The following is a 19690-nucleotide window of genomic DNA, read 5'->3' as shown; positions in this document are numbered from 1 at the left end:
ATATTTAATTGAGCACAGCTTTTACAAATATTAACAGCAACAAAACCGCCAAAAAAGTGTTGGTTGCTCCTTTAGATTGGGGTTTGGGGCATGCAACTCGTTGTATTCCATTAATTAATGAATTATTGAAACAGCAATTTGAAGTTTTACTCGTTGCGGAAAAAGATGTGGCAACACTATTACAGAACGAATTTCCGCCATTAAAATTGCTCCCATTATCAGGCTATAATGTTAAATACAGTAAAAGCAAGTATTTGTTTGGCCTCAAAATGTTGTGGCAACTACCCAAAATATACAGTGCTGTAAAACACGAACAACGTTGGTTACAAAAAGCAGTAATAGATTATAATATTGATATCATAATTTCTGATAATAGGCTAGGTATGTATTGCCCACAAGCCAAGTGTATTTTTATAACACACCAACTTGCCATACAAACAGGCAACAGCATTACTAATTGGTTAGTACAAAAAATAAACTATCATTTTATACAAAAATACAATGAATGTTGGGTGCCCGATGTTGCTGGTGATAACAATATGGCTGGTGTATTAGCCCACCCCCAGCATTTGCCGAAGTTACCGGTACATTATATTGGCAATTTATCAAGGCTGGTAAAAAATGATGTTGTAGAAAATATAGATGTGTTGATGGTGCTTTCTGGTCCTGAGCCACAGCGAACAATGTTTGAAAATATTTTGTTGCAGCAGTGTGCCACCATTAATAAAAAAATGATTTTGGTAAGAGGTTTGCCCAACGCAACAGAGCAGGTGGTGAGTAATAACCCTCTGCTACAAATCATCAACTTTGCAACGGCGGCAACATTAAATACATTGATGCTGCAAGCCAAGTTAGTAGTGGCTCGTAGCGGTTACTCCACCATAATGGATGTGGCTGCTTTACAAAAAAAAGCCATATTTGTGCCTACGCCAGGTCAAACCGAACAGCAATATTTGGCAACGTATATGGCATCAAAAAAATATGCAGTGGTGGCAACGCAACATCAATTCAGTTTATCGAAATTATTAGCAAAGGCAGCACAATTTACTTTTGAGCAATATCCTACCAATAATACCGAAGCTTTACAAAAAGCTATTGCTGCATTGAAATAAAAACACCCCGTTCGTTTTTATTATTACTGCCTACCATACTTTCACTGTTTGTGTAATGAAATAGCAGCAGCCAATTTTTGGGCATTTGCATTAAAAAAGCTATATAAAATTGATAACCAATTTTACCAATACATGCTGCTATTTGAGTGTATTGTTGCGCCATTGTAGCAGCTATAATTGATTGAAATGCAGTTTTTGCATTTATTAAAAAAACCTCGTATTGAATTTGTTGATGATCTAAAATATTTGTGGCACTTGCTACATCTTCAGCTGCACCAACTACCAATATTTTTTCATGTTTATGGTGTTGTGTAATTTTATTTGAAGCAAACAATCTACCAACATCTGCCATACATTTACCAACACCAATAGCAGCCTTCATAGCAACTAATTGTGCAGGCTTTTTTTGGTAATGTTTATCTACAAAAAGGCGCATGGCACCATAAAAATGTTGGCTGTAACTGGCTGATTTTTTTTGCGTACTCTCACCTTTAAAATGCACAATAGTAGTTTGAGCTAAGTAATAATTTAGCAAACCTGCTTTTGTTATGCGATAGCTCAAATCAACATCTTCACCATACATAAAAAAGGTTTCATCAAAACCTTGAGTGGCTTCAATTGCAGCCCTACTTAACATCATAAAAGCGCCAGCCAACACAGCCACTTCATTACTTCGTGTGGCAGGCAAATGGCCTTGGTAATATTGAGCAAATATGCTTGATGTTGGTAAAAGTTTAGTGAGGCCCACCATTTTACAAAAGCTAGCCCAAGCAGTAGGCAAGCCACGTTTACTTTCTGGCAAAAACTGTCCGCTACCATCAACCATACACACACCTATTGCACCAATATGTTGGTTGGTTTTAAATTGTTGCAGGCATTGTACAAAACAATTTTCGCTCACAATCGTATCGGGGTTTAAAAACAATACATAATCACCTTTAGCTTGTTGCAAGGCTTTGTTATTGGCTTTGCCAAAACCGAGGTTTTTATCGCTCCAAAAAAATTGTACGTTTGGGAATTTTGGTGTGAGGTAAGTTTTGCTGTCATCAGTAGAATGATTATCTACAACCAATATTTCAGCATCAATATGCAAACAAGCACGAGCAACAGCATGCAAACACTGCTCTAAAAAGTATTGTACGTTGTAATTAACAATGATGATGGATAGTTGCATGTTGCTACGAAATACGAATATTTATTCGGCTTCACAAAATGTTGTTAAGTAAAATCTGCATAAAAATAGTTGGTTAAACTATCTTTGCCTTATGTTACAAACTACGCTATTACATGCGGTGCAGGCGGGTGCAGCACAATTACAGCATTATTTTAATGGCCGTTTTGAAATTTCAAATAAAGAAGGTGCAAATAATTTGGTAACCGAGGCTGATCATGCAGCGGAAAAAGCCATAATAGAAGTTATACAAAACAACCACCCCGATCATTTTATATTAAGTGAAGAAACGGGAGAAATACAAAGTAACAGCGGTATTAAGTGGATTATTGACCCTATTGACGGTACCGTAAATTTTGCCAATGGCATACCTATTTGTTGTGTGAGTATTGGGGTTGAAAAAGAAGGTGAAATGATATTGGGTGCCGTGTACAACCCATTTATGAACGAACTTTTTATGGCCGAAAAAGGTGCAGGTGCTACCTTAAACCAAAAGCCAATTAAAGTAAGTACCAAAAGCGAATTGCTCCACAGCTGTTTGGTAACGGGCTTTCCGTACACCTACACACAATCGCCTAATGGTCCGTTAGAGGTTTTTGAAAAATTTATTCGTAAAGGCGTACCCGTTAGGCGATTAGGCAGCGCTGCTATTGATTTGTGTTGGGTGGCAGCAGGTAGGTTTGATGGTTTTTTTGAACACTCATTACAAGCATGGGACAGCGCCGCAGGTTTTTTAATGGTAACAGAAGCCGGTGGTACCGTTACTGATTTTGCTGGCAAGGTTTACTCACCTTACCAACCACATTTGGTAGCTACCAACGGTAGTATACACCATGAATTATTGACCGTTATAAATGGCGGATCACTTTAAAAAAATAAATGAATATGGAAGAACGTACAGAAATAGCATCTTTAGGAGAGTTTGGTTTAATAGATCATCTTACAAAAAACAATGAAACAAAAAACGCCTCTACCATTTTGAGTGTGGGTGACGATGCTGCGGTGATGGATCATTTTGGTAGACAAACAGTAATATCAACCGATTTATTATTAGAAGGTGTTCATTTTGATTTATCATATACTCCCCTAAAGCATTTAGGATATAAAGCGGTAGTGGTAAACGTAAGTGATATTTATGCGATGAATGCAACGCCAACCCAAATAACCATGAGCATTGGCTTTAGCAATAGGTTTAGTTTAGAAGCACTAGATGAATTTTATGAAGGCGTTTATGCAGCCTGCGAAAAATACCAAGTTGATTTAGTAGGTGGCGATACCACCACCTCACTTCGTGGTTTTGTTATTAGCGTTACGGCTATTGGCGAAGTTGCGCCTGATAGTTATGTAAAAAGAAGTACGGCACAACCAAACGATTTAATTTGTGTAAGTGGCGAATTGGGTGGCTCATTTTTAGGACTTACCCTACTCGAAAGAGAAAAAAGAATATTTGAAGAAACTGGTGCTCAGCCTGATTTAGAAGGACAAGCCTACATTGTGGGCAGGCTACTAAAACCAGAAGCCCGTAAGGATATTGTTGAATACTTTGCAGAAGAAAATATTGTACCCACTAGTATGATTGATGTGAGCGATGGGTTAAGCAGTGAGTTGATGCACATTTGTGAAAAAAGTGAAGTGGGCTGTGTTATTTATGAAGACAAATTACCCATGGCAGATGAAATGAAAGAATTTGCTTATAAACTTCAAACAGACCCAACAGCTTGTGCATTGAGTGGCGGTGAAGATTACGAATTGCTTTTTACAGTATCACAAACGGAGTATGAAAAAATAAGGTTAAACCCTGCCATCAGTATTATTGGTTATGTAACAGCCGCTAGCGAAGGCAAGCATTTAATTACCAGAGGTGGTAATAAACATGGACTCGTTGCACAAGGGTGGAATCATTTAAATAAATAAAATAAATGCCGTAAAAAACTTACGGCATTTATTTATTATAACAGTTATTTGTACAACAAGCAATGTTTTCTTTTTAACTTGAAGTGAATTTATGCTGATACGTTTTTTCTTTTTTCTTTTAATCACCACACTACTGTATTCGTGTACAACGAGTAAATCAGCGTATAGCCCATCTAAAAAAATTGCCGCAACTGCCCTAAAAAAAGATTTTTTCTTGTTGCGTAAAACCCTCGAGGCAAAACATCCATCACTATATTGGTATACCCCCAAACAAAAAATGGATCAATATTTTGATTCGTACTATGCAAAAATTACGGATAGTATGACGGAGCAACAATTTGCATGGCTTATTGTAGCACCCGTAATTGATAAAATAAAATGTGGCCACACCAGTGTAAGTTTAAGTAAGCAATACGATAAATGGATAAAGGGTAAATACATAGCAACCTTCCCTTTGTTTTTAAAAGTTTGGAATGATACGTTGGCCGTTACGGGTAATTACAATTTTAAGAAAGACAGTATTTTTAAAAGAGGTACGCTGATCACCGCTATCAATGGTATACCCAACCAATTATTAATAAAGTACATGCTTGACTTTTTGCCAAGCGATGGTTATGCAGAAAACGTAAATTATATTAGGTTAAGTTCAAATTTTCCCTATTATCATCGTAATATTTTCGGGCTTAGCAAAAACTATGAAGTGGCTTATATTGATAGTAATGGAGTAGCGCAAAAAGCGATGGTTCCATTATTTATACCGGCACCAGATTCTACCAAAAAAGACAGTACCAAAAAAATTATAACAGCAACGCCTATTAAAGTAAATAAGTTATTAAAGTACCGATCGTTCACTATTGATAGCAGTAAAAAATTCGCCACATTAACCATCAACACTTTTGCCGAAGGGCATTTGAGGGCCTTTTTTAGAAGATCATTTAGAAAAATCCGAAAACAACATATACAGCATTTGGTGATTGATGTTCGTAATAACGGTGGCGGCAGGGTTGGCTTAAGTACCTTATTAACAAGGTATGTGAGTAAACAAAAATTTAAAGTGGCTGATTCGTTGTACGCTACAGCAAGAGGTGTTGGTCCTTACGGTAAATACATTACAGGCGGTTTTTTAAATAGTGTAGAAATGTTATTTATTTCACCATTTAAAAAAAATGGTCAATACCATATTAAACATTTAGAAAACCATTGGTACACTCCTAAACGTAAAGCCTTTAATGGCAATGTATATGTGATTACGAGTGGCCCTACTTTTTCAGCTGCAGCCTTGTTTTGTAATGTGCTTAAGGGTCAAAAAGATGTGACTATAGTGGGTGAAGAAACTGGCGGCGGATGGTATGGTAATAACGGTATTATAATCCCCGATGTTAAGTTACCCAATACAGGCATAAGGGTACGTTTGCCTTTGTATAGGCTTGTGCAATACAACCACCCTAATGTAAAAGGTACTGGTATTATGCCTGATGTATATGTGCCTACTAGTTACGAAGCCTTGTTAAAAGGATACGATAAAAAAATGGCTGTGGTTCGTTCAATGATATTCAGCAACACACAACCGTAGTTATACTAAAATATTAAAATCATCTGCATCTTTTAAAAATGGAAATTGCTGTCTTACAGCATCAAGTGTTTCTTTTTGTAATGTGATGGTGTGTATAGCCTCCTTATCAGCTTCATGGTATAAAATTTCTCCCAAAGCATCAACGACCATAGTATTGCCACTATGGTATATTTTATTACCATCATTACCTACACGATTTACACCCACCACATAACACTGGTTTTCAATAGCCCTAGCTGTGAGTAAGGTTTTCCAAGCATGGCTGCGTTTTTGAGGCCAGTTGGCAACATACAATAAAACATCGTATTTGCTATCACTGGCATTGCTTTGCCTAGCCCAAACAGGAAAACGCAGGTCGTAACAAATTTGTACATTTATTTTAAACCCGTTTACTTGGGTTATTAATTTACTATTACCTGCTTTGTAATGTGCATCTTCTTTACCAAAACCAAACAAGTGCCGTTTGTTATAATAACCCAATTGTCCGTTTGGTTGCATCCAAATTAACCTGTTATAATAACAATCATCTTCTTGTATCATTACACTACCAGTAACAATAACTTTTTTTTGCTGTGCTATTGTTCGCATCCATTGTATTGTAGCTCCATCCATTGTTTCGGCTAAACTTGTGTTCATAGAAAAACCGGTGGTAAACATTTCGGGTAACACTACAACATGAGTTGGTTGTTGTAAACTATTTATTTTATCAGTAAACATAAGTAGGTTCGCCTCTTTATCTTCCCAATGTAATATGCTTTGTATTGTAGTAATGTGAAGTGTACTCATATTTTTACAGCTTTGTGAACTCGTTATTGTATCATAAATTTAATCGCTTTACTTAACTTGTTGGCAAATTAATAAAGATGGTTTTTTAGTCCATCAATGAATTTAAATACTTAAGCATGAAATTATTTTCGAAAGATAATTTAACACCAATAAAAATTATATTTCTACTAGCGGTTGTTGCTTTGGCTTCACTGTCTATATTTTCATATTTAAAAAACAAGCAATTAATTGAAAATGCCCTGCTCGTAAACCATACGAGTTTTGTAAAAACGGAAATAGAACAAAATTTATCGTATTTAAAAGATGCTGAAACGGCAAATAGAGGTTTTATTATTACAAAAGATAGTAGTTATTTATTACCATATTTTGAAGCACAACAACAAATACCTGTCACTTTACATATACTCGATTCATTGGTAGCAGATAACCCTAAACAAAAGCAACAATTACAACAATTAACAAGTATTACCAATGAGCGAATGAGTGTATTTAAACTAAGGGATAGTGCACAAAAATCTAAAGAAGGGGTGAATGCCTTATTGTTAAAAGGAAAAATTGTAATGGATGAGGCAAGGCTGTTATCAGCTTTAATGATACATGAAGAAGACAGATTGCTTAACCAACGTATTACCACTTTAAATAACTCAGTATATTTTGCGCCAATCAACATGGCGTTATTATCCATATTTGCAATTACGTTACTTATATTTTCTTATTTAAAAATCATAGCCGAACTAAAAAAATCAAACCAGTTACAAAATGATTTAAGAGCGTCAAACATCATCTTAGAAAAATCAAATACTGAGTTGGCGCAATTTGCCTATGTGGCCAGTCATGATTTACAAGAGCCGCTACGAAAAATACAAACCTTTATTTCTCGTATACAAGATGTTGAGCCTAGTATGAGTGATAAAGCGAAAGATTATTTTAATAGAATTGTACGTTCGGCAAAGCGTATGCAGCAATTAATTTTAGATATTTTATCGTATGCTCAATCAAGCAACGAAACGGCTACAACGGAAAGTGTTGACTTAAATAATGTATTAACCGTTGCAACATCACAATTAGAAATATTAATTAATGAAAAGCAGGCCATTATAAAAGCAGCGCCTTTGCCAAGTTTAAATGTGGTGCAATATCAAATAGAGCAGGTGTTTACCAACTTACTTTCAAACGCCATAAAATTTAGTAAACCACAAGTAAAGCCAATTATAAACATAACATCGAGTTTTATTGAGCAAGATGTGTTACCTCAATTTATTACCAATAACAACAAAGCCTACCACTGTATTAGTTTTATTGACAATGGTATTGGTTTTGAACCACAATATGAAAACCGGATTTTTAAAATTTTTCATCGCTTAAACGATAAAGAAACTTTTGAAGGTAATGGCATAGGTTTATCAATTGTAAAAAAAATAATTGATGCACATGGTGGTTATATACATGCAACTAGTTCGTTGGGTAATGGAGCCACTTTTTCTATTTATTTACCTCATAATGTGTAAAACAAAAAAGGCTTTCTCAATCAAGAGAAAGCCCTTTTTCTAAAAAATTATTGTTTATTGTCCAACAAAAAACACTGCGTTGCATAACATCAATTTGCCGTTTTCCCAAAAGCTACGAAACATAACATTATCAGTAAGGTATGTTACAGTGCCACCGCCTAACTCCTGAGCACTAAACAGCAATCCATCTTTTAATTTGGGGGCTAGTTTTTTACCTACAAACCCTGCAACTGCATTTTCTTTTTTTATAACACCTATATTCCAGCCACCCTCTTTTACAAATTCATACACCACATCATCCATTTTTAAGGTGTAATAAAAATTAGGGTAACCATACATTAAAGGGTGACTATTATCAACTGCTACTTTAAAAATTGCACCAGGTGTGTAATTGCTGATGGCGCTGCGTTCTCTGTCGTTATAATTCACCAAAGCATCATAGCTGTTTTTATTTACATAATTTGTATCATCATCGCCATCTGTTTTTTTTGCTTTAATGCTGCTCCATTCTTGTTTTGATAATTGTGCAACAGCACTTTCTAATGCAACCACCCTACCACCATTTTTTATCCATTGTTCAAAAGCCTTTGCATCATCTTTATCATTTAAAAAATTATACCTTCCATCGGGCATTATTAAAACATCAATTACACTCCAATTAATACGGTTTACATTGTTAGCATTTATTAACGTAATAGGGTAGTGCAATACATTATCAAAAAAATGCCAAACTTCACCGGCAGCATTAGCATTTACATTTTCGCCAGTTAATAAGGCAACCCTTGGTGCTTGTATTGGGTGCACTGCTTCGCTACCAAAATCAGCCCCTTTATCAACCATGCCAGAGTTTACTGCAAACATTTTAACCTCATTTGCATCACAAATATTTTTTACGGTTGGCCATAAATTGTTGCCAAAACTTTCATTACCTTTTTTTAAGATGATAATTGCGCCGGCTTTAAATGATTGTCCGTTTGCATCAAAATCTTTTTCAGCATAGCGTAGTTTAATACCTTTTTGAAACAATGCAGCTACTGTTGAAGCACTATTTACAGCTTGCCATTTGAGCACATACCCATATACATCATTATTACTGTTGGGTACAAAAGCAGTGCTGGTATTATTGTTAACCGCTAGTTTTTGTGTAGTGGCATAACATTGTACACCGTATACATATGGCAAAGCCCATGCGGTGATATCATATGTTGCAGAATCTTCTAAAATGGCATTTGGCTCAAACAATACATTTAATAAAGTTGCTTTTGATTGTGCTGCCGTAATAACAATATCATTTTTATTGATACTGAACGATTCATTTTTTTGAGTAAAATAATTAAAGCCGTTGCTATTTGTTGGGTTGGTAGTACCATAACTGATACCGTTTTTTTGAAGCAGTTGTAACAGCGATTTTATTTTAGGCATATCATCATCACTTGTTTTAATGATGTATGTTTTATAAGTACCTACTTCACCGTTGTTGGCTGCTTTATAATATTTTTGAAAAGCGGCCATTAATAATCCATTGTTTTTTGATGCGGTTTCAACTGTACTCATACCCGTTGTAAAGTGGTGCATTATTCTATCTGTTAATGTAAGGGTATCGCCTTCATCAGTTGTTGCTGCTAAACCGCCAGCAGGTCCGCCACCTTGCTCGTATGTCATACCTATAGCGCCATTGTACAAAGGGTAGGTGTCGCCGTAAGATGGGTAGAACAAATCGAAGGTTTCCTTGGTAAAATAAAGCCAGTTGTTTTTATCAAAATAGCCTGCATGGTTTTTACCCACTATTACTTGAAAATCTTTTTGCCATTTGGTAATGGCTTGGTGATATGGTTTTGCTGCAGGTGCAAAGTAATAGGGTTGGTTAATACCTTGTTCGTGAAAATCAACATGTATTTGTGGCATCCATAGTTGGTATTGCTGAATACGGCTCATACTTTCTGTTTGTGTTTGCCAAGCCCAATCTCTATTAAGGTCAAAATTATAGTGGTTGGTTCTGCCACCCGGCCAAGGCTCACGATGTTCTCTTGCGTTGAGCGATGCATTGTATTGGCTGCCAACTATACCATTAAACCAATTTACATATCGCTCCCTACCATCAGGATTTAAACAAGGGTCAATAATTACCACCGTATTTTGTAGCCATTGTTTGCTTTGTGTATTTGAAGTATTTAGTAATTCGTATAACGTAAGCATAGCAGCTTCAGTAGAAGATGTTTCGTTACCATGTACATTATAACTCAACCAAACAATACTCGGGCTATTAGTATTTGCCTCAGTATTATTGTTGACTAACTGAATATTATTAACCCTAATTTTTTCAAGATTGGCAATATTTTTATCAGATGAAACAAACGCAAGGTATAATGGCCTGTGCTCATTTGTTGTACCATATTGCACCAACTTACATTGGGTATCCATTGTTTTGCTTACATACAAAAAATAATCAACTACTTGATGGTGTGCCGTGTACCTGCTACCTAATGGGTAACCTAAAAAAGCTTCCGGACTTTTTAATTGTGCAACCGAAACGGTAACACAACAAAGTGTAATCATAAATAAGCAATACTTTTTCATTGAAATAATTTACTGTATAAAAGTGTTGTTAGAATCCAATTGGTTGATTCTATATAAATTAAAAGAGTAAATTAAAACAATAAATCTAAAAAGCCATTATGCTTCTTTACGCTTCACCACCAAGTACCAATCATTTTCTAGTGCTAAATAACCCATATCATAACAAAAGCAATACACGTTACCTTTTTTATTGGTGTATGTATGGGTACTGTATTTAAATTGAAAACCGTGGCTCAATAATTTTTCACCCGTAACTTTTGCGGTTTCCTCATTATTTACAAGTAGGGCTTCTAAAATACGCCTGTTTTTGCCTAGGGCATTATTAATGTTGCGTACCAAGTTTGTGGTGGTTGATTTAAGTCGATTATTATATTCATTTCTACAATAATCATTACAAAATTTTTTGTCGGCCCTGCCTTTTACAGTACTGCCGCAACTCAAACAAGTGGTAGGTGTTTTTGTAGATATCATACGGTGGATATTGGTTTTGGAACATAAATATAAAAATTTTTATATGTACAACCGTTTACAAACGGCTATATACAACAATAAACGGTTAAAATACGAGTACCGCTTTTGGGCAACTGCATCTTTGCATTGTCAATCCGATAGAAGGGTTGGCTGAAATAAATAAAATTTTAAAACCGCAACACTTAATACGAGTGAAGCACAAAATCTAAAAAAATGTACGCATTAAAAAACAAAGTTCAATTGATTGGAAATTTAGGTAACGCACCAGAAGTAAGAAACACAGAGAGCGGAAAAAAACTAGTACGTTTTTCTATCGCTACCAACGAGCAGTACAAAAATGCTAAGGGCGAACGTGTTACAGAAACACAATGGCACAACGTAATTGCATGGGGTAAAGTAGCAGATATTGCTGAGCGTTTTTTATTGAAAGGAACGGAAGTTGCTATTGAAGGTAAATTGGTAAACAGAAATTATACTGATAAAGAAGGTAATAAAAAGTATGTTACTGAAATTCAAATAACAGAGTTGTTATTATTAAGTAAAGCCACAACAGGTATGGTAGCTTAATAAAAAGCCACACAAATAAATACCAAATAGGGTTTATTTGATGGTATCTTTGAAGCAGTTTGGTTGGTAAAACAATCCGGGCTGCTTCTATTTTTTTGATTGATGTTTTGTATTTAATTTATGACAACAGCGGCTTCTCCCATTGAACGTAACGAAAGGTTTGAACTAGCCTATAAATTTATTACCGAAACGGCTGAAAATATTTTTCTTACCGGTAAGGCAGGTACAGGTAAAACAACCTTCTTAAAATATTTAAAAGAACATTGTATAAAAAATATTGTAGTAGCCGCCCCAACAGGTGTTGCAGCCATTAATGCTGCCGGCGTTACGTTACATAGTTTGTTTCAATTGCCTTTTCATCCGTTTATACCAACAGCTGTGGGTAGAGATGAATTGCTGAAGAAAATGAAATACAATAACCAACGCCTGCAACTACTTCGCAAAATGGAATTGTTGGTGATTGATGAAATAAGTATGGTACGTAGCGATGTTATTGATGCTATTGATACCCTATTACGTAGTGTGCGTCGCAATTACAGCACCGCTTTTGGTGGTGTACAATTATTATGTATTGGCGATTTACATCAGCTACCACCTGTTGCTCAAAACCACGAGTGGAGCATCTTACAAGAGTATTACGAATCACCTTTCTTTTTTGATAGTTATGCAATTAAAGAGCAGCAGCCTATTTTAATTGAACTGAATACAATTTACCGACAAAAAGAACAACGTTTTGTTGATTTGCTCAATAATGTACGCACCAATAATATGTCCGAAGAAGATTTTGAAAGTTTACATGAGCGATATATTCCCGGTTTTCAACCGTATAGTGATGATAAATTTATAACCCTTACATCGCATAACAACCAAGCCAATCTTATTAACAATACTGAATTAGAAAGATTACTATCACCGGCCTACACATTTAAAGCTATTATAGAAGATGATTTTCCTGAAAACCAATACCCTGCTGATGTTGCTTTAGTGTTAAAAAAAGGAGCACAGGTGATGTTTATTAAAAATGATGGTCCTGAAAAAAAATATTTCAACGGCAAAATTGGTATTGTTGATACCTTAAATGATGATACCGTAATTGTTGATTGTAATGGCGAACGTATTGAAGTATACAAAGAGCAATGGGAAAACAGTCGTTACACACTTAACCGAACCGATGGTAAACTGGTGCAAGAGGTAGTAGGTACTTTTCGGCAATACCCTCTCCGGTTGGCATGGGCAATTACCATACATAAAAGCCAAGGGCTTACATTTGATAAAGTGATGATAGATGCTGGCGCAGCATTTAGTAGCGGACAAGTGTACGTTGCCCTTAGCCGATGTACAAGTTTAGAGGGAATAGTGTTATTGTCAAAAATACCAGCAACGGCTATTTATAGCAATAGCAGTGTTAACAAAGGCCAACAAAGCCTTACCCACCGAGGGTCGTTAGAAGAGCGATTTGAAGGTGCTCGACAACTTTATACACAACAACTGTTAGAAGATATGTTTACGTTTAATGCCGTAGCTGATGTGTTGGATGTGCTGCAAGTACAATCAAACATACACAGGGCAAAGTTGAATAATGGCGCTTTAGATTGGATTACGAACCTTAGAGAAAGTTTTGCTCCTGAAAAAATGAACGGGTTAAAATTTGTTCGCCAAATAAATACGCTGTTAAAAGAGCAACCAGTAGTTGAGCTTAACATCAGCCTACAAACAAGAATTACCGCTGCAGTTAACCATTTTATACCAAAGTTTGCGGCAATTTTAGAAGCAGTAAAAAAGCATCCAATTATAACAGAATTTAGAGAAGTGGCAGATGCTATTAACGAGCCATTGAATGAGTTGGCACAAGCTACTCATTTAACCCACTACATGTTGCAGTATGGTTTACAACCTTTTGAATTAACCAGCTACTTGCAACACAAATTAAATGCAGTGCAGCCTAAATTTAACCTTACTTGTTATGCCGCATCGCAAAAAACAACGGCGACAGATGTACCAAACCCAGCATTATACGAAACGCTAAAACAATGGAGAGATGATGTTTGTAAGCAAGAAGATAAACCTATTTACATGTTAGCATCGCATGCTACCTTAAAAGAAATTTGTGCACTTTTGCCAACCAACAATAGGGCATTACTTTTAATAAATGGTTTTGGAAAAGCCAAGGTTGATAAGTATGGTGATGAAATTATTAAAGCCGTTGTTGATTATTGCGACGAACACCAAATTGAAAGCCCAGCAGCTGCATTAAACACCACTACCAAAACAAAAAAAACAACCAAACCCAAAGCTGCTGCTACAGCTAAAAAGGTTGATACCAAACAATCAACCTTTGAATTATTTCAACAAGGCAAAACCATTATTGAAATTGCTACCATACGCCAACTTACAGTGGCAACCATTGAAGGGCATATAACTGCATTTATAGAAAAAGGTTTGGTAGATGTGCATCAGTTTTTACAACCAGCACATGTTACAGCAATTGCAGCAGTATTAAACGACAAAGCTTATACTAGCCTTACTGAAATTAAAGCAGCCTTACCCACGTTTAGTTACAGCGAAATAAAAATGGCCGAGGCGGCTATAAAATTTAATGAAAGTAAGGGGTAATATTACCTACCAAAATCATCTTGTAAGCGAATAATATCATTTTCATCGCTAGGGTTTTCGGCATCTGTATGGCGCCAAATTTCAGCAATAATGCCCCAATTTGTAGTACCTACAAGGCGGTGTCTTTCGCCTTGCTGCAATTCCACCACATCGCCTACGCTTAAATGGTGTGGTGTGTTTTCAATGTCGGTATCGCTTTTAACTATTGCGGCTTCTCCGTTAATAAGTTTCCAAATTTCGGCACGGCGGTGATGGTATTGCCAACTCAATCGTTTAAAAGGAGCCACTATTAATATTTTGGGGCTCAACTTGCCAGAAATATTTAAAGCGTCAAATGATAAATGCGGAAAAAAAGCAGCAATAAAAGTAGCCGCATCAGCTTCGTTAATTACAAAAAAACCACCCCAAGGGCGTTGATCATCATGTGAAGCAATACGTATATTTTTTTCAGCCAACATAGCTGTAACAATATCAAATATTTGGTGTTTGCTCGTTTGTTCTGTAAAGCGCATGCAAAGTAGTTTTGAGCAACAAATATAATTTATTAAAAAATTGAAGCTTCAATTTTCACAAATTGTTACAAAACACTCATAACAGTTTATTTACATTATACTCATAAATACTTAACAGTTTATTGATTATTTGGTTAGATGATGTTTCAACATTTGATACTAAAAATGTTGGGTTTCACCAACATCATCTAATTACATTGAAATGAAAATATTATACGCTGTACAAGCCACTGGTAACGGCCATATTAGTAGGGCAATGGAGTTATTACCCTATTTACAAAACTATGGTACTGTTGATATTTTTTTAAGCGGTAGTAACAGTAACCTTACACTCAATGCTAATGTAGCTTACCGCAGTAAAGGGTTAAGTTTATTTTATAGTGGTAATGGTGGCTTGCATTACCGTAAAATTGCAACTGATAATGCGCCGCTTCGTATTTTAAAAGAAATAAAACAATTACCTGTTGAAAAATACGATTTGGTAATAAACGACTTTGAGTGCATTACAGCTTTGGCATGTGCGTACAAAAAAGTAAAAAGTGTACAGTTTGGGCATCAGGCTAGTTTTATGAGTACCGCTACACCAAGGCCTGCGCAAAAAAATATAATGGGCGAATGGGTGCTAAAAAATTATGCAAGGGCTCAAAAATATATAGGGCTGCACTTTGAAAGCTACGATGATTTTATTTTGCCACCCGTAATAAAAAAAGAAATTTGGGGTGCTTACCCTACCAATCAACAATACATTACGGTTTATTTATTATCGTATGCTGATGCTGTGTTGTACCAACATTTTTCGCAGTTAAAAGATTGTTGTTTTCAAATATTTTCAAAAGAAGTAAAACAAATTACCACAAAAGGCAACTGTACATTTATACCTGTTGATAAAAAAGCGTTTAATAAAAGCTTGATCAATTGCTATGGTATTATTACTGGTGCTGGTTTTGAAACCCCGGCCGAAGCTTTACATCTTAACAAAAAAATATTAGCCATACCGGTTAAAGGGCAGTATGAGCAAGCTTGTAACGCCGCAGCTTTACAAAGGTTTGGCGTAAAAGTTATTAAAGGAATTGACCAGCATTTTACAGCTGTTTTTAATGATTGGGTGTACAACAACCAACAACAAACAGTAGTGTTTAAAAAAGATACCCAATCAATTGTAAGCAGTATGATGCAGATGGCTACTTACAACGAAAATTTACCCATGTTTGGTGTTGAAAATTTAGCTTGGTAAGTGTATTATTTACTGGCTAGGTTAATGGGTGTTTCATTCGAAAAACGTTCACCTGCTAATTGAGCAATGGTTGGTGCTATTTGTTTTTGATATAATTGTCCGCTATTTTTTACTTCGCCAAGTGCCTCAATATTTTTGCCTAACAATGCTACCCAAGTTTGTGAAGCGCCTTTGGTAAAAGGGCCATGTGAGGTCCATTTATTAGGGTTTGCACCCCTGCCATGGTCGGTAGTAATAATAAAAGTAGTGTTGTTTTTATAACCAGGGGTGGTTTGTGCCCAATGCCAAAGTTGTGCAATAATGTTATCAGCCTCATTGGCTTTTTGTAAGTACATATCATAGTTGCCGTGGTGAGCATATTCATCAGTTTCGCCCAAGCCTAAGTAAAATAATTTGGGATGGTTTTTATTTAAATATTCCTTTGCGGCTATAAACGTTAGCATATCTTGCCTAGTAGCCTCTTTCGCCTCAATAATATTTGTTTGTATGCTGTTGATGTTTTTTTCAATATCGGTGTTGGCGTTATTTATATTTTCATAACCACTGTTTATAGCAATGCCCATCCGTTTTTCGTTTAGTATATAAGGAAATACATCCCATGAGGTGAATAGCGCTATATGATCTTTATAAGTAGGGTTGCTTTGTAGTAATTCAAAAATATTGCGATGTGGATTATTGTTTTTATTGTTGGTAGCTATAGTAACATCAGTAGTACTTGTAAATATTTCATTATAGCCCGGGTACGATATGGCGTATAAATTGGCCACATTTACATTGTTATCATAACGGCGGTTACCATATAGCTGTCCTTTTTTTGCTAAAACTTGCCACATAAACGGCATCAGTTTTTTTCTTTTTTCTTCGGCAGTTGATCCTCCGTACATGCTTTCCATTAAATCAATATCGGTTGTAAAATGGTTGTTTTGTAAGATGGCATCATCGGCACCACCAAACAATTCTTGCCAGCGAAAACCATCTAAAGTAATAATAAAAATATTGGTACTACTGTCGGTTGTTGTATTAGCAAGGGCTGCATGCGTATTATTGGCTTGGGGTATGGTTGCCAATGATAGTAAAAAGAAACAAGCAAATAAATGTTTCATTGTTGTTGGTTTTTCAAAAGTCCATTTATAGTGTAAGTATTTTGTTAGCAAACCATCAACTTAATGTTAATTGTGCTTTGTAGTGGTAATGTCAATTCTTAAAATCGTAACCAAGGCATTAAATGAAAGCGTACTTTTGCAATCAATTCATATTTACTTAAAATTAAATATTGAGCAATCGTATAAACATAGCGTTGGTGGGTAACCCAAATAGTGGCAAAACATCACTATTTAATGTGCTTACAGGGTTAAACCAAAAAGTGGGTAATTTTCCGGGTGTTACGGTCGATAAAAAAACCGGCACCAGTACCATATCTACCAACATGGTGGCTAATATTATTGATTTGCCGGGCACGTATAGTTTATACCCAAAAAGGGCTGATGAATGGGTGGCTTATAAAGTACTAATTGGGGAAGATGAACAGGTAAGCCCAGATATGATTGTGTTGGTGGCAGATGCAAGTAACCTCAAAAGAAATTTACTGTTTTGCTCACAGATTATTGACTTAAAAATACCAGTAGTTATTGCCTTGAGTATGATGGACCTCGCCAAGCAAAAAGGTACACAAATAGATATTGCAGGGCTCGAAAGAGAATTGGGGGTGCCAATTGTAGTGATTAACCCACGAAAAAATAAAGGGATAGCGCCATTAAAAAAAGCTATTGAAACCGTAGCTGAAAATATGGCCAATACCAATGCTGCTAGAGATTTTATTGATACCAATGCGCTAGCGCCAGAGGCCATTAATACGGTAAAAGCAATGTTTCCGTCGGTGAGTAATTATGGTGCCATACATTACCTTATTAACCACGAAAATTTTCATTTAACAACAGCTCAGCAAACGGCCATTGAACAAGCTGAAATAGACCACAAATTCAATCCTACCAAAACACAGGCAGAAGAAATAATGCAACGGTACAGTCGCATTAAATTTATAATGCAACAAACTGTGGTTGAAAATGATCCATTAAAAAAATCGTTATTTACGGAACGGTTAGATGATATTTTGTTACACCGTACATGGGGCTATGTTATTTTGTTAGTGGTGTTGTTTTTTATGTTTCAATCTGTTTTTTGGTTGGCACAGTTTCCAATGGATGGTATTGAGTGGGTATTTGGTCAATTAGGTGGTTGGTTTGCCAACATTTTACCTGCTGGTTGGGTAAGCGATATTTTCATAAATGGTATTTTAGCAGGGTTGAGTGGCATCATGGTTTTTATACCACAAATCATGATATTGTTTGGCCTTATTACTTTGTTAGAAGACACAGGTTATATGGCTCGTATCAGTTTTTTAACTGATAAACTTATGCGTAAAGTAGGGCTAAATGGTAAAAGTGTAATGCCTATGATCAGTGGGTATGCTTGTGCCGTACCAGCTATAATGAGTGCCCGTAATATTGAAAACAAAAAAGAACGTTTACTAACTATTATGATAACACCGCTTATGAGTTGCAGTGCTCGTTTGCCAGTGTATACCATATTAATTGCGTTGGTAATACCTTCTAAATTATACTTTGGTTTTTTGAGTTTGCAAGGTTTGGTAATGATGTTGTTATATGTGCTAGGAACAGTGTTGGCTTTGTTGGTAGCATGGGTAATGAAATGGTTTATTAAAAGTACCGAACGTAGTTTTTTTATATTAGAATTGCCAGTATACCGCAGCCCACGTTGGAAGAACATGCTTGTAACTATGGTTGAAAAAGCTAAAATATTTGTGTTTGATGCTGGTAAAGTAATCATGATCATCAGTTTACTGCTTTGGGCTTTAAGTACCTACGGACCTGCTACGAAAATGAAAGCAGTTACCAACCAATACGATGCATTAGTTGCCGTACAAGAAAAAGCTAGGGAAGCGGTTGAAATGCAAAAAGCCAGCGCTATTGCTTTGCAAAATGCAACCGATAGCAGTGCAACAATAGTTGCTTTTAATGATAAACTACAGCAATACGATAGCGTTATTACACAATTGAATAAAGAACGTAGAACCGCTTTATTACAAAATTCTTTTGCAGGCTCATTGGGTAGTTTTATTGAACCTGTTATTAAACCGCTTGGGTACGATTGGAAAATTGGCATTGCCCTTATTACCTCTTTTGCTGCTAGAGAAGTGTTTGTTGGTACTATGGCTACTTTATATTCTGTTGGTGATGATGCTGATGAAAACAGCAACACCCTTCGCCAAAAAATGGGCGCCGCTACAAGGGCAGATGGTACTAAAGTTTACAACCTTGCCACAGGCTTGTCATTATTGGTATTTTATGTAATTGCTATGCAGTGTATGAGCACACTCGTAATTGTAAAACGTGAAACCAAAACATGGAAATGGCCAGCAATACAGTTGGTATACATGACCGGCTTAGCGTATGCACTCAGTTGGCTTACTTATATAATTTTTAGTGGAGTATAAATTGCACCAATCAATTTCGTGTACAATTTTATAGCCTTCATCAACTTTTATAATTGCTTCATCAATACTTTTTTCATCATTTTTATTTTTTAGGCATTTTTATTTTTCGTTAGAATTTTTTAACGCCATAATTATCCC

Annotated in this window: 15 protein-coding genes; 9 read left to right on the top strand and 6 right to left on the bottom strand. The window is 35.9% G+C overall.

Translation table 11 applies throughout. The features are described from left to right. Window positions 1–8 precede the first annotated feature (8 nt). Window positions 9–1112 (top strand): glycosyltransferase, encoded by a 1104-nt coding sequence (locus ACFOWM_RS08645; RefSeq protein WP_379708895.1) that lies wholly within the window; start codon window positions 9–11, stop codon window positions 1110–1112. On the opposite strand, the gene ACFOWM_RS08640 is transcribed toward ACFOWM_RS08645, so the two are convergent. After that, a complete protein-coding gene (locus ACFOWM_RS08640; protein WP_379708893.1) occupies window positions 1093–2286 on the bottom strand; it encodes a glycosyltransferase family 2 protein in 1194 nt (397 codons plus the stop codon). The genes ACFOWM_RS08645 and ACFOWM_RS08640 overlap by 20 nt on opposite strands. Before the next feature lie 91 nt (window positions 2287–2377). Between ACFOWM_RS08640 and ACFOWM_RS08635 the strand changes: the two genes are divergently transcribed. The 3 genes from ACFOWM_RS08635 (at window position 2378) to ACFOWM_RS08625 (ending at window position 5770) form a co-directional block, all read left to right on the top strand. Further along, the gene (locus tag ACFOWM_RS08635) at window positions 2378–3154 is read left to right on the top strand and encodes an inositol monophosphatase family protein (protein WP_379708891.1); all 777 of its coding nucleotides are present in this window, start codon (window positions 2378–2380) and stop codon (window positions 3152–3154) included. A gap of 14 nt (window positions 3155–3168) precedes the next feature. Then, entirely contained in the window at window positions 3169–4197 is a 1029-nt protein-coding gene (gene thiL / locus ACFOWM_RS08630; RefSeq protein ID WP_379708889.1) for a thiamine-phosphate kinase, read from the top strand. A 91-nt stretch (window positions 4198–4288) separates the two neighbouring features. Beyond that, entirely contained in the window at window positions 4289–5770 is a 1482-nt protein-coding gene (locus ACFOWM_RS08625; protein ID WP_379708887.1) for a S41 family peptidase, read from the top strand. Here ACFOWM_RS08625 and ACFOWM_RS08620 read toward each other — a convergent pair whose 3' ends face one another. Further along, window positions 5771–6556, bottom strand: coding sequence for an amidohydrolase (locus ACFOWM_RS08620; RefSeq protein WP_379708885.1), 786 nt, complete (start codon window positions 6554–6556; stop codon window positions 5771–5773). It abuts the gene before it with no gap. Window positions 6557–6672: 116 nt separating this feature from the next. On the opposite strand from ACFOWM_RS08620, the gene ACFOWM_RS08615 reads away from it, so the two are divergent. After that, on the top strand, window positions 6673–8064 hold the full coding sequence (locus tag ACFOWM_RS08615; RefSeq protein WP_379708883.1) for a sensor histidine kinase: 1392 nt from the start codon (window positions 6673–6675) through the stop codon (window positions 8062–8064). A gap of 54 nt (window positions 8065–8118) precedes the next feature. Here the strand turns inward: ACFOWM_RS08615 and ACFOWM_RS08610 are convergent, their stop codons facing one another. Together ACFOWM_RS08610 and ACFOWM_RS08605 are read right to left on the bottom strand one after the other, a co-directional pair. After that, window positions 8119–10641 carry a M14 family metallopeptidase gene (locus tag ACFOWM_RS08610; protein WP_379708881.1) on the bottom strand — a complete coding sequence of 841 codons (2523 nt, stop codon included), beginning with the start codon at window positions 10639–10641 and terminating at the stop codon, window positions 8119–8121. A 96-nt stretch (window positions 10642–10737) separates the two neighbouring features. Further along, a complete protein-coding gene (locus ACFOWM_RS08605; RefSeq protein ID WP_379708879.1) occupies window positions 10738–11112 on the bottom strand; it encodes a hypothetical protein in 375 nt (124 codons plus the stop codon). Between the two features lie 213 nt (window positions 11113–11325). On the opposite strand from ACFOWM_RS08605, the gene ACFOWM_RS08600 reads away from it, so the two are divergent. Further along, window positions 11326–11679: a single-stranded DNA-binding protein gene (locus tag ACFOWM_RS08600; RefSeq protein WP_379708877.1), complete on the top strand. Its 354-nt coding sequence runs from the start codon at window positions 11326–11328 to the stop codon at window positions 11677–11679. A 120-nt stretch (window positions 11680–11799) separates the two neighbouring features. Beyond that, the gene (locus tag ACFOWM_RS08595) at window positions 11800–14292 is read left to right on the top strand and encodes a helix-turn-helix domain-containing protein (RefSeq protein ID WP_379708875.1); all 2493 of its coding nucleotides are present in this window, start codon (window positions 11800–11802) and stop codon (window positions 14290–14292) included. Window positions 14293–14294: 2 nt separating this feature from the next. Here the strand turns inward: ACFOWM_RS08595 and ACFOWM_RS08590 are convergent, their stop codons facing one another. Further along, a complete protein-coding gene (locus tag ACFOWM_RS08590; RefSeq protein ID WP_379708873.1) occupies window positions 14295–14804 on the bottom strand; it encodes a hypothetical protein in 510 nt (169 codons plus the stop codon). Between the two features lie 202 nt (window positions 14805–15006). Between ACFOWM_RS08590 and ACFOWM_RS08585 the strand changes: the two genes are divergently transcribed. Continuing rightward, the gene (locus tag ACFOWM_RS08585) at window positions 15007–16038 is read left to right on the top strand and encodes a glycosyltransferase family protein (RefSeq protein ID WP_379708871.1); all 1032 of its coding nucleotides are present in this window, start codon (window positions 15007–15009) and stop codon (window positions 16036–16038) included. 5 nt (window positions 16039–16043) lie between these two features. Here ACFOWM_RS08585 and ACFOWM_RS08580 read toward each other — a convergent pair whose 3' ends face one another. Beyond that, on the bottom strand, window positions 16044–17141 hold the full coding sequence (locus ACFOWM_RS08580; RefSeq protein WP_379708869.1) for an alkaline phosphatase family protein: 1098 nt from the start codon (window positions 17139–17141) through the stop codon (window positions 16044–16046). A gap of 170 nt (window positions 17142–17311) precedes the next feature. Here ACFOWM_RS08580 and feoB point away from each other — a divergent pair, with 170 nt between their 5' ends. Next, the gene (gene feoB / locus ACFOWM_RS08575) at window positions 17312–19552 is read left to right on the top strand and encodes a ferrous iron transport protein B (RefSeq protein ID WP_379708867.1); all 2241 of its coding nucleotides are present in this window, start codon (window positions 17312–17314) and stop codon (window positions 19550–19552) included. The last annotated feature ends 138 nt before the right edge of the window (window positions 19553–19690 follow it).

The sequence above is a fragment of the Ferruginibacter yonginensis genome (assembly GCF_042651465.1).
GTDB classification, from domain to species: domain Bacteria; phylum Bacteroidota; class Bacteroidia; order Chitinophagales; family Chitinophagaceae; genus Ferruginibacter; species Ferruginibacter yonginensis.
The sequence above is the reverse complement of the archived record's forward strand: the minus strand, read 5'-3'. Positions and strand labels throughout refer to the sequence as shown.

Bases quoted from the DNA above. Each gene is read 5' to 3' on its own strand.
- ACFOWM_RS08640 (WP_379708893.1), bottom strand. From the start codon at position 2,286: ATGCAACTATCCATCATCATTGTTAATTACAACGTACAATACTTTTTA.
- ACFOWM_RS08635 (WP_379708891.1), top strand. From the start codon at position 2,378: ATGTTACAAACTACGCTATTACATGCGGTGCAGGCGGGTGCAGCACAA.
- thiL (WP_379708889.1), top strand. From the start codon at position 3,169: ATGGAAGAACGTACAGAAATAGCATCTTTAGGAGAGTTTGGTTTAATA.
- ACFOWM_RS08625 (WP_379708887.1), top strand. From the start codon at position 4,289: ATGCTGATACGTTTTTTCTTTTTTCTTTTAATCACCACACTACTGTAT.
- ACFOWM_RS08620 (WP_379708885.1), bottom strand. From the start codon at position 6,556: ATGAGTACACTTCACATTACTACAATACAAAGCATATTACATTGGGAA.
- ACFOWM_RS08615 (WP_379708883.1), top strand. From the start codon at position 6,673: ATGAAATTATTTTCGAAAGATAATTTAACACCAATAAAAATTATATTT.
- ACFOWM_RS08610 (WP_379708881.1), bottom strand. From the start codon at position 10,641: ATGAAAAAGTATTGCTTATTTATGATTACACTTTGTTGTGTTACCGTT.
- ACFOWM_RS08605 (WP_379708879.1), bottom strand. From the start codon at position 11,112: ATGATATCTACAAAAACACCTACCACTTGTTTGAGTTGCGGCAGTACT.
- ACFOWM_RS08600 (WP_379708877.1), top strand. From the start codon at position 11,326: ATGTACGCATTAAAAAACAAAGTTCAATTGATTGGAAATTTAGGTAAC.
- ACFOWM_RS08595 (WP_379708875.1), top strand. From the start codon at position 11,800: ATGACAACAGCGGCTTCTCCCATTGAACGTAACGAAAGGTTTGAACTA.
- ACFOWM_RS08590 (WP_379708873.1), bottom strand. From the start codon at position 14,804: ATGCGCTTTACAGAACAAACGAGCAAACACCAAATATTTGATATTGTT.
- ACFOWM_RS08585 (WP_379708871.1), top strand. From the start codon at position 15,007: ATGAAAATATTATACGCTGTACAAGCCACTGGTAACGGCCATATTAGT.
- ACFOWM_RS08580 (WP_379708869.1), bottom strand. From the start codon at position 17,141: ATGAAACATTTATTTGCTTGTTTCTTTTTACTATCATTGGCAACCATA.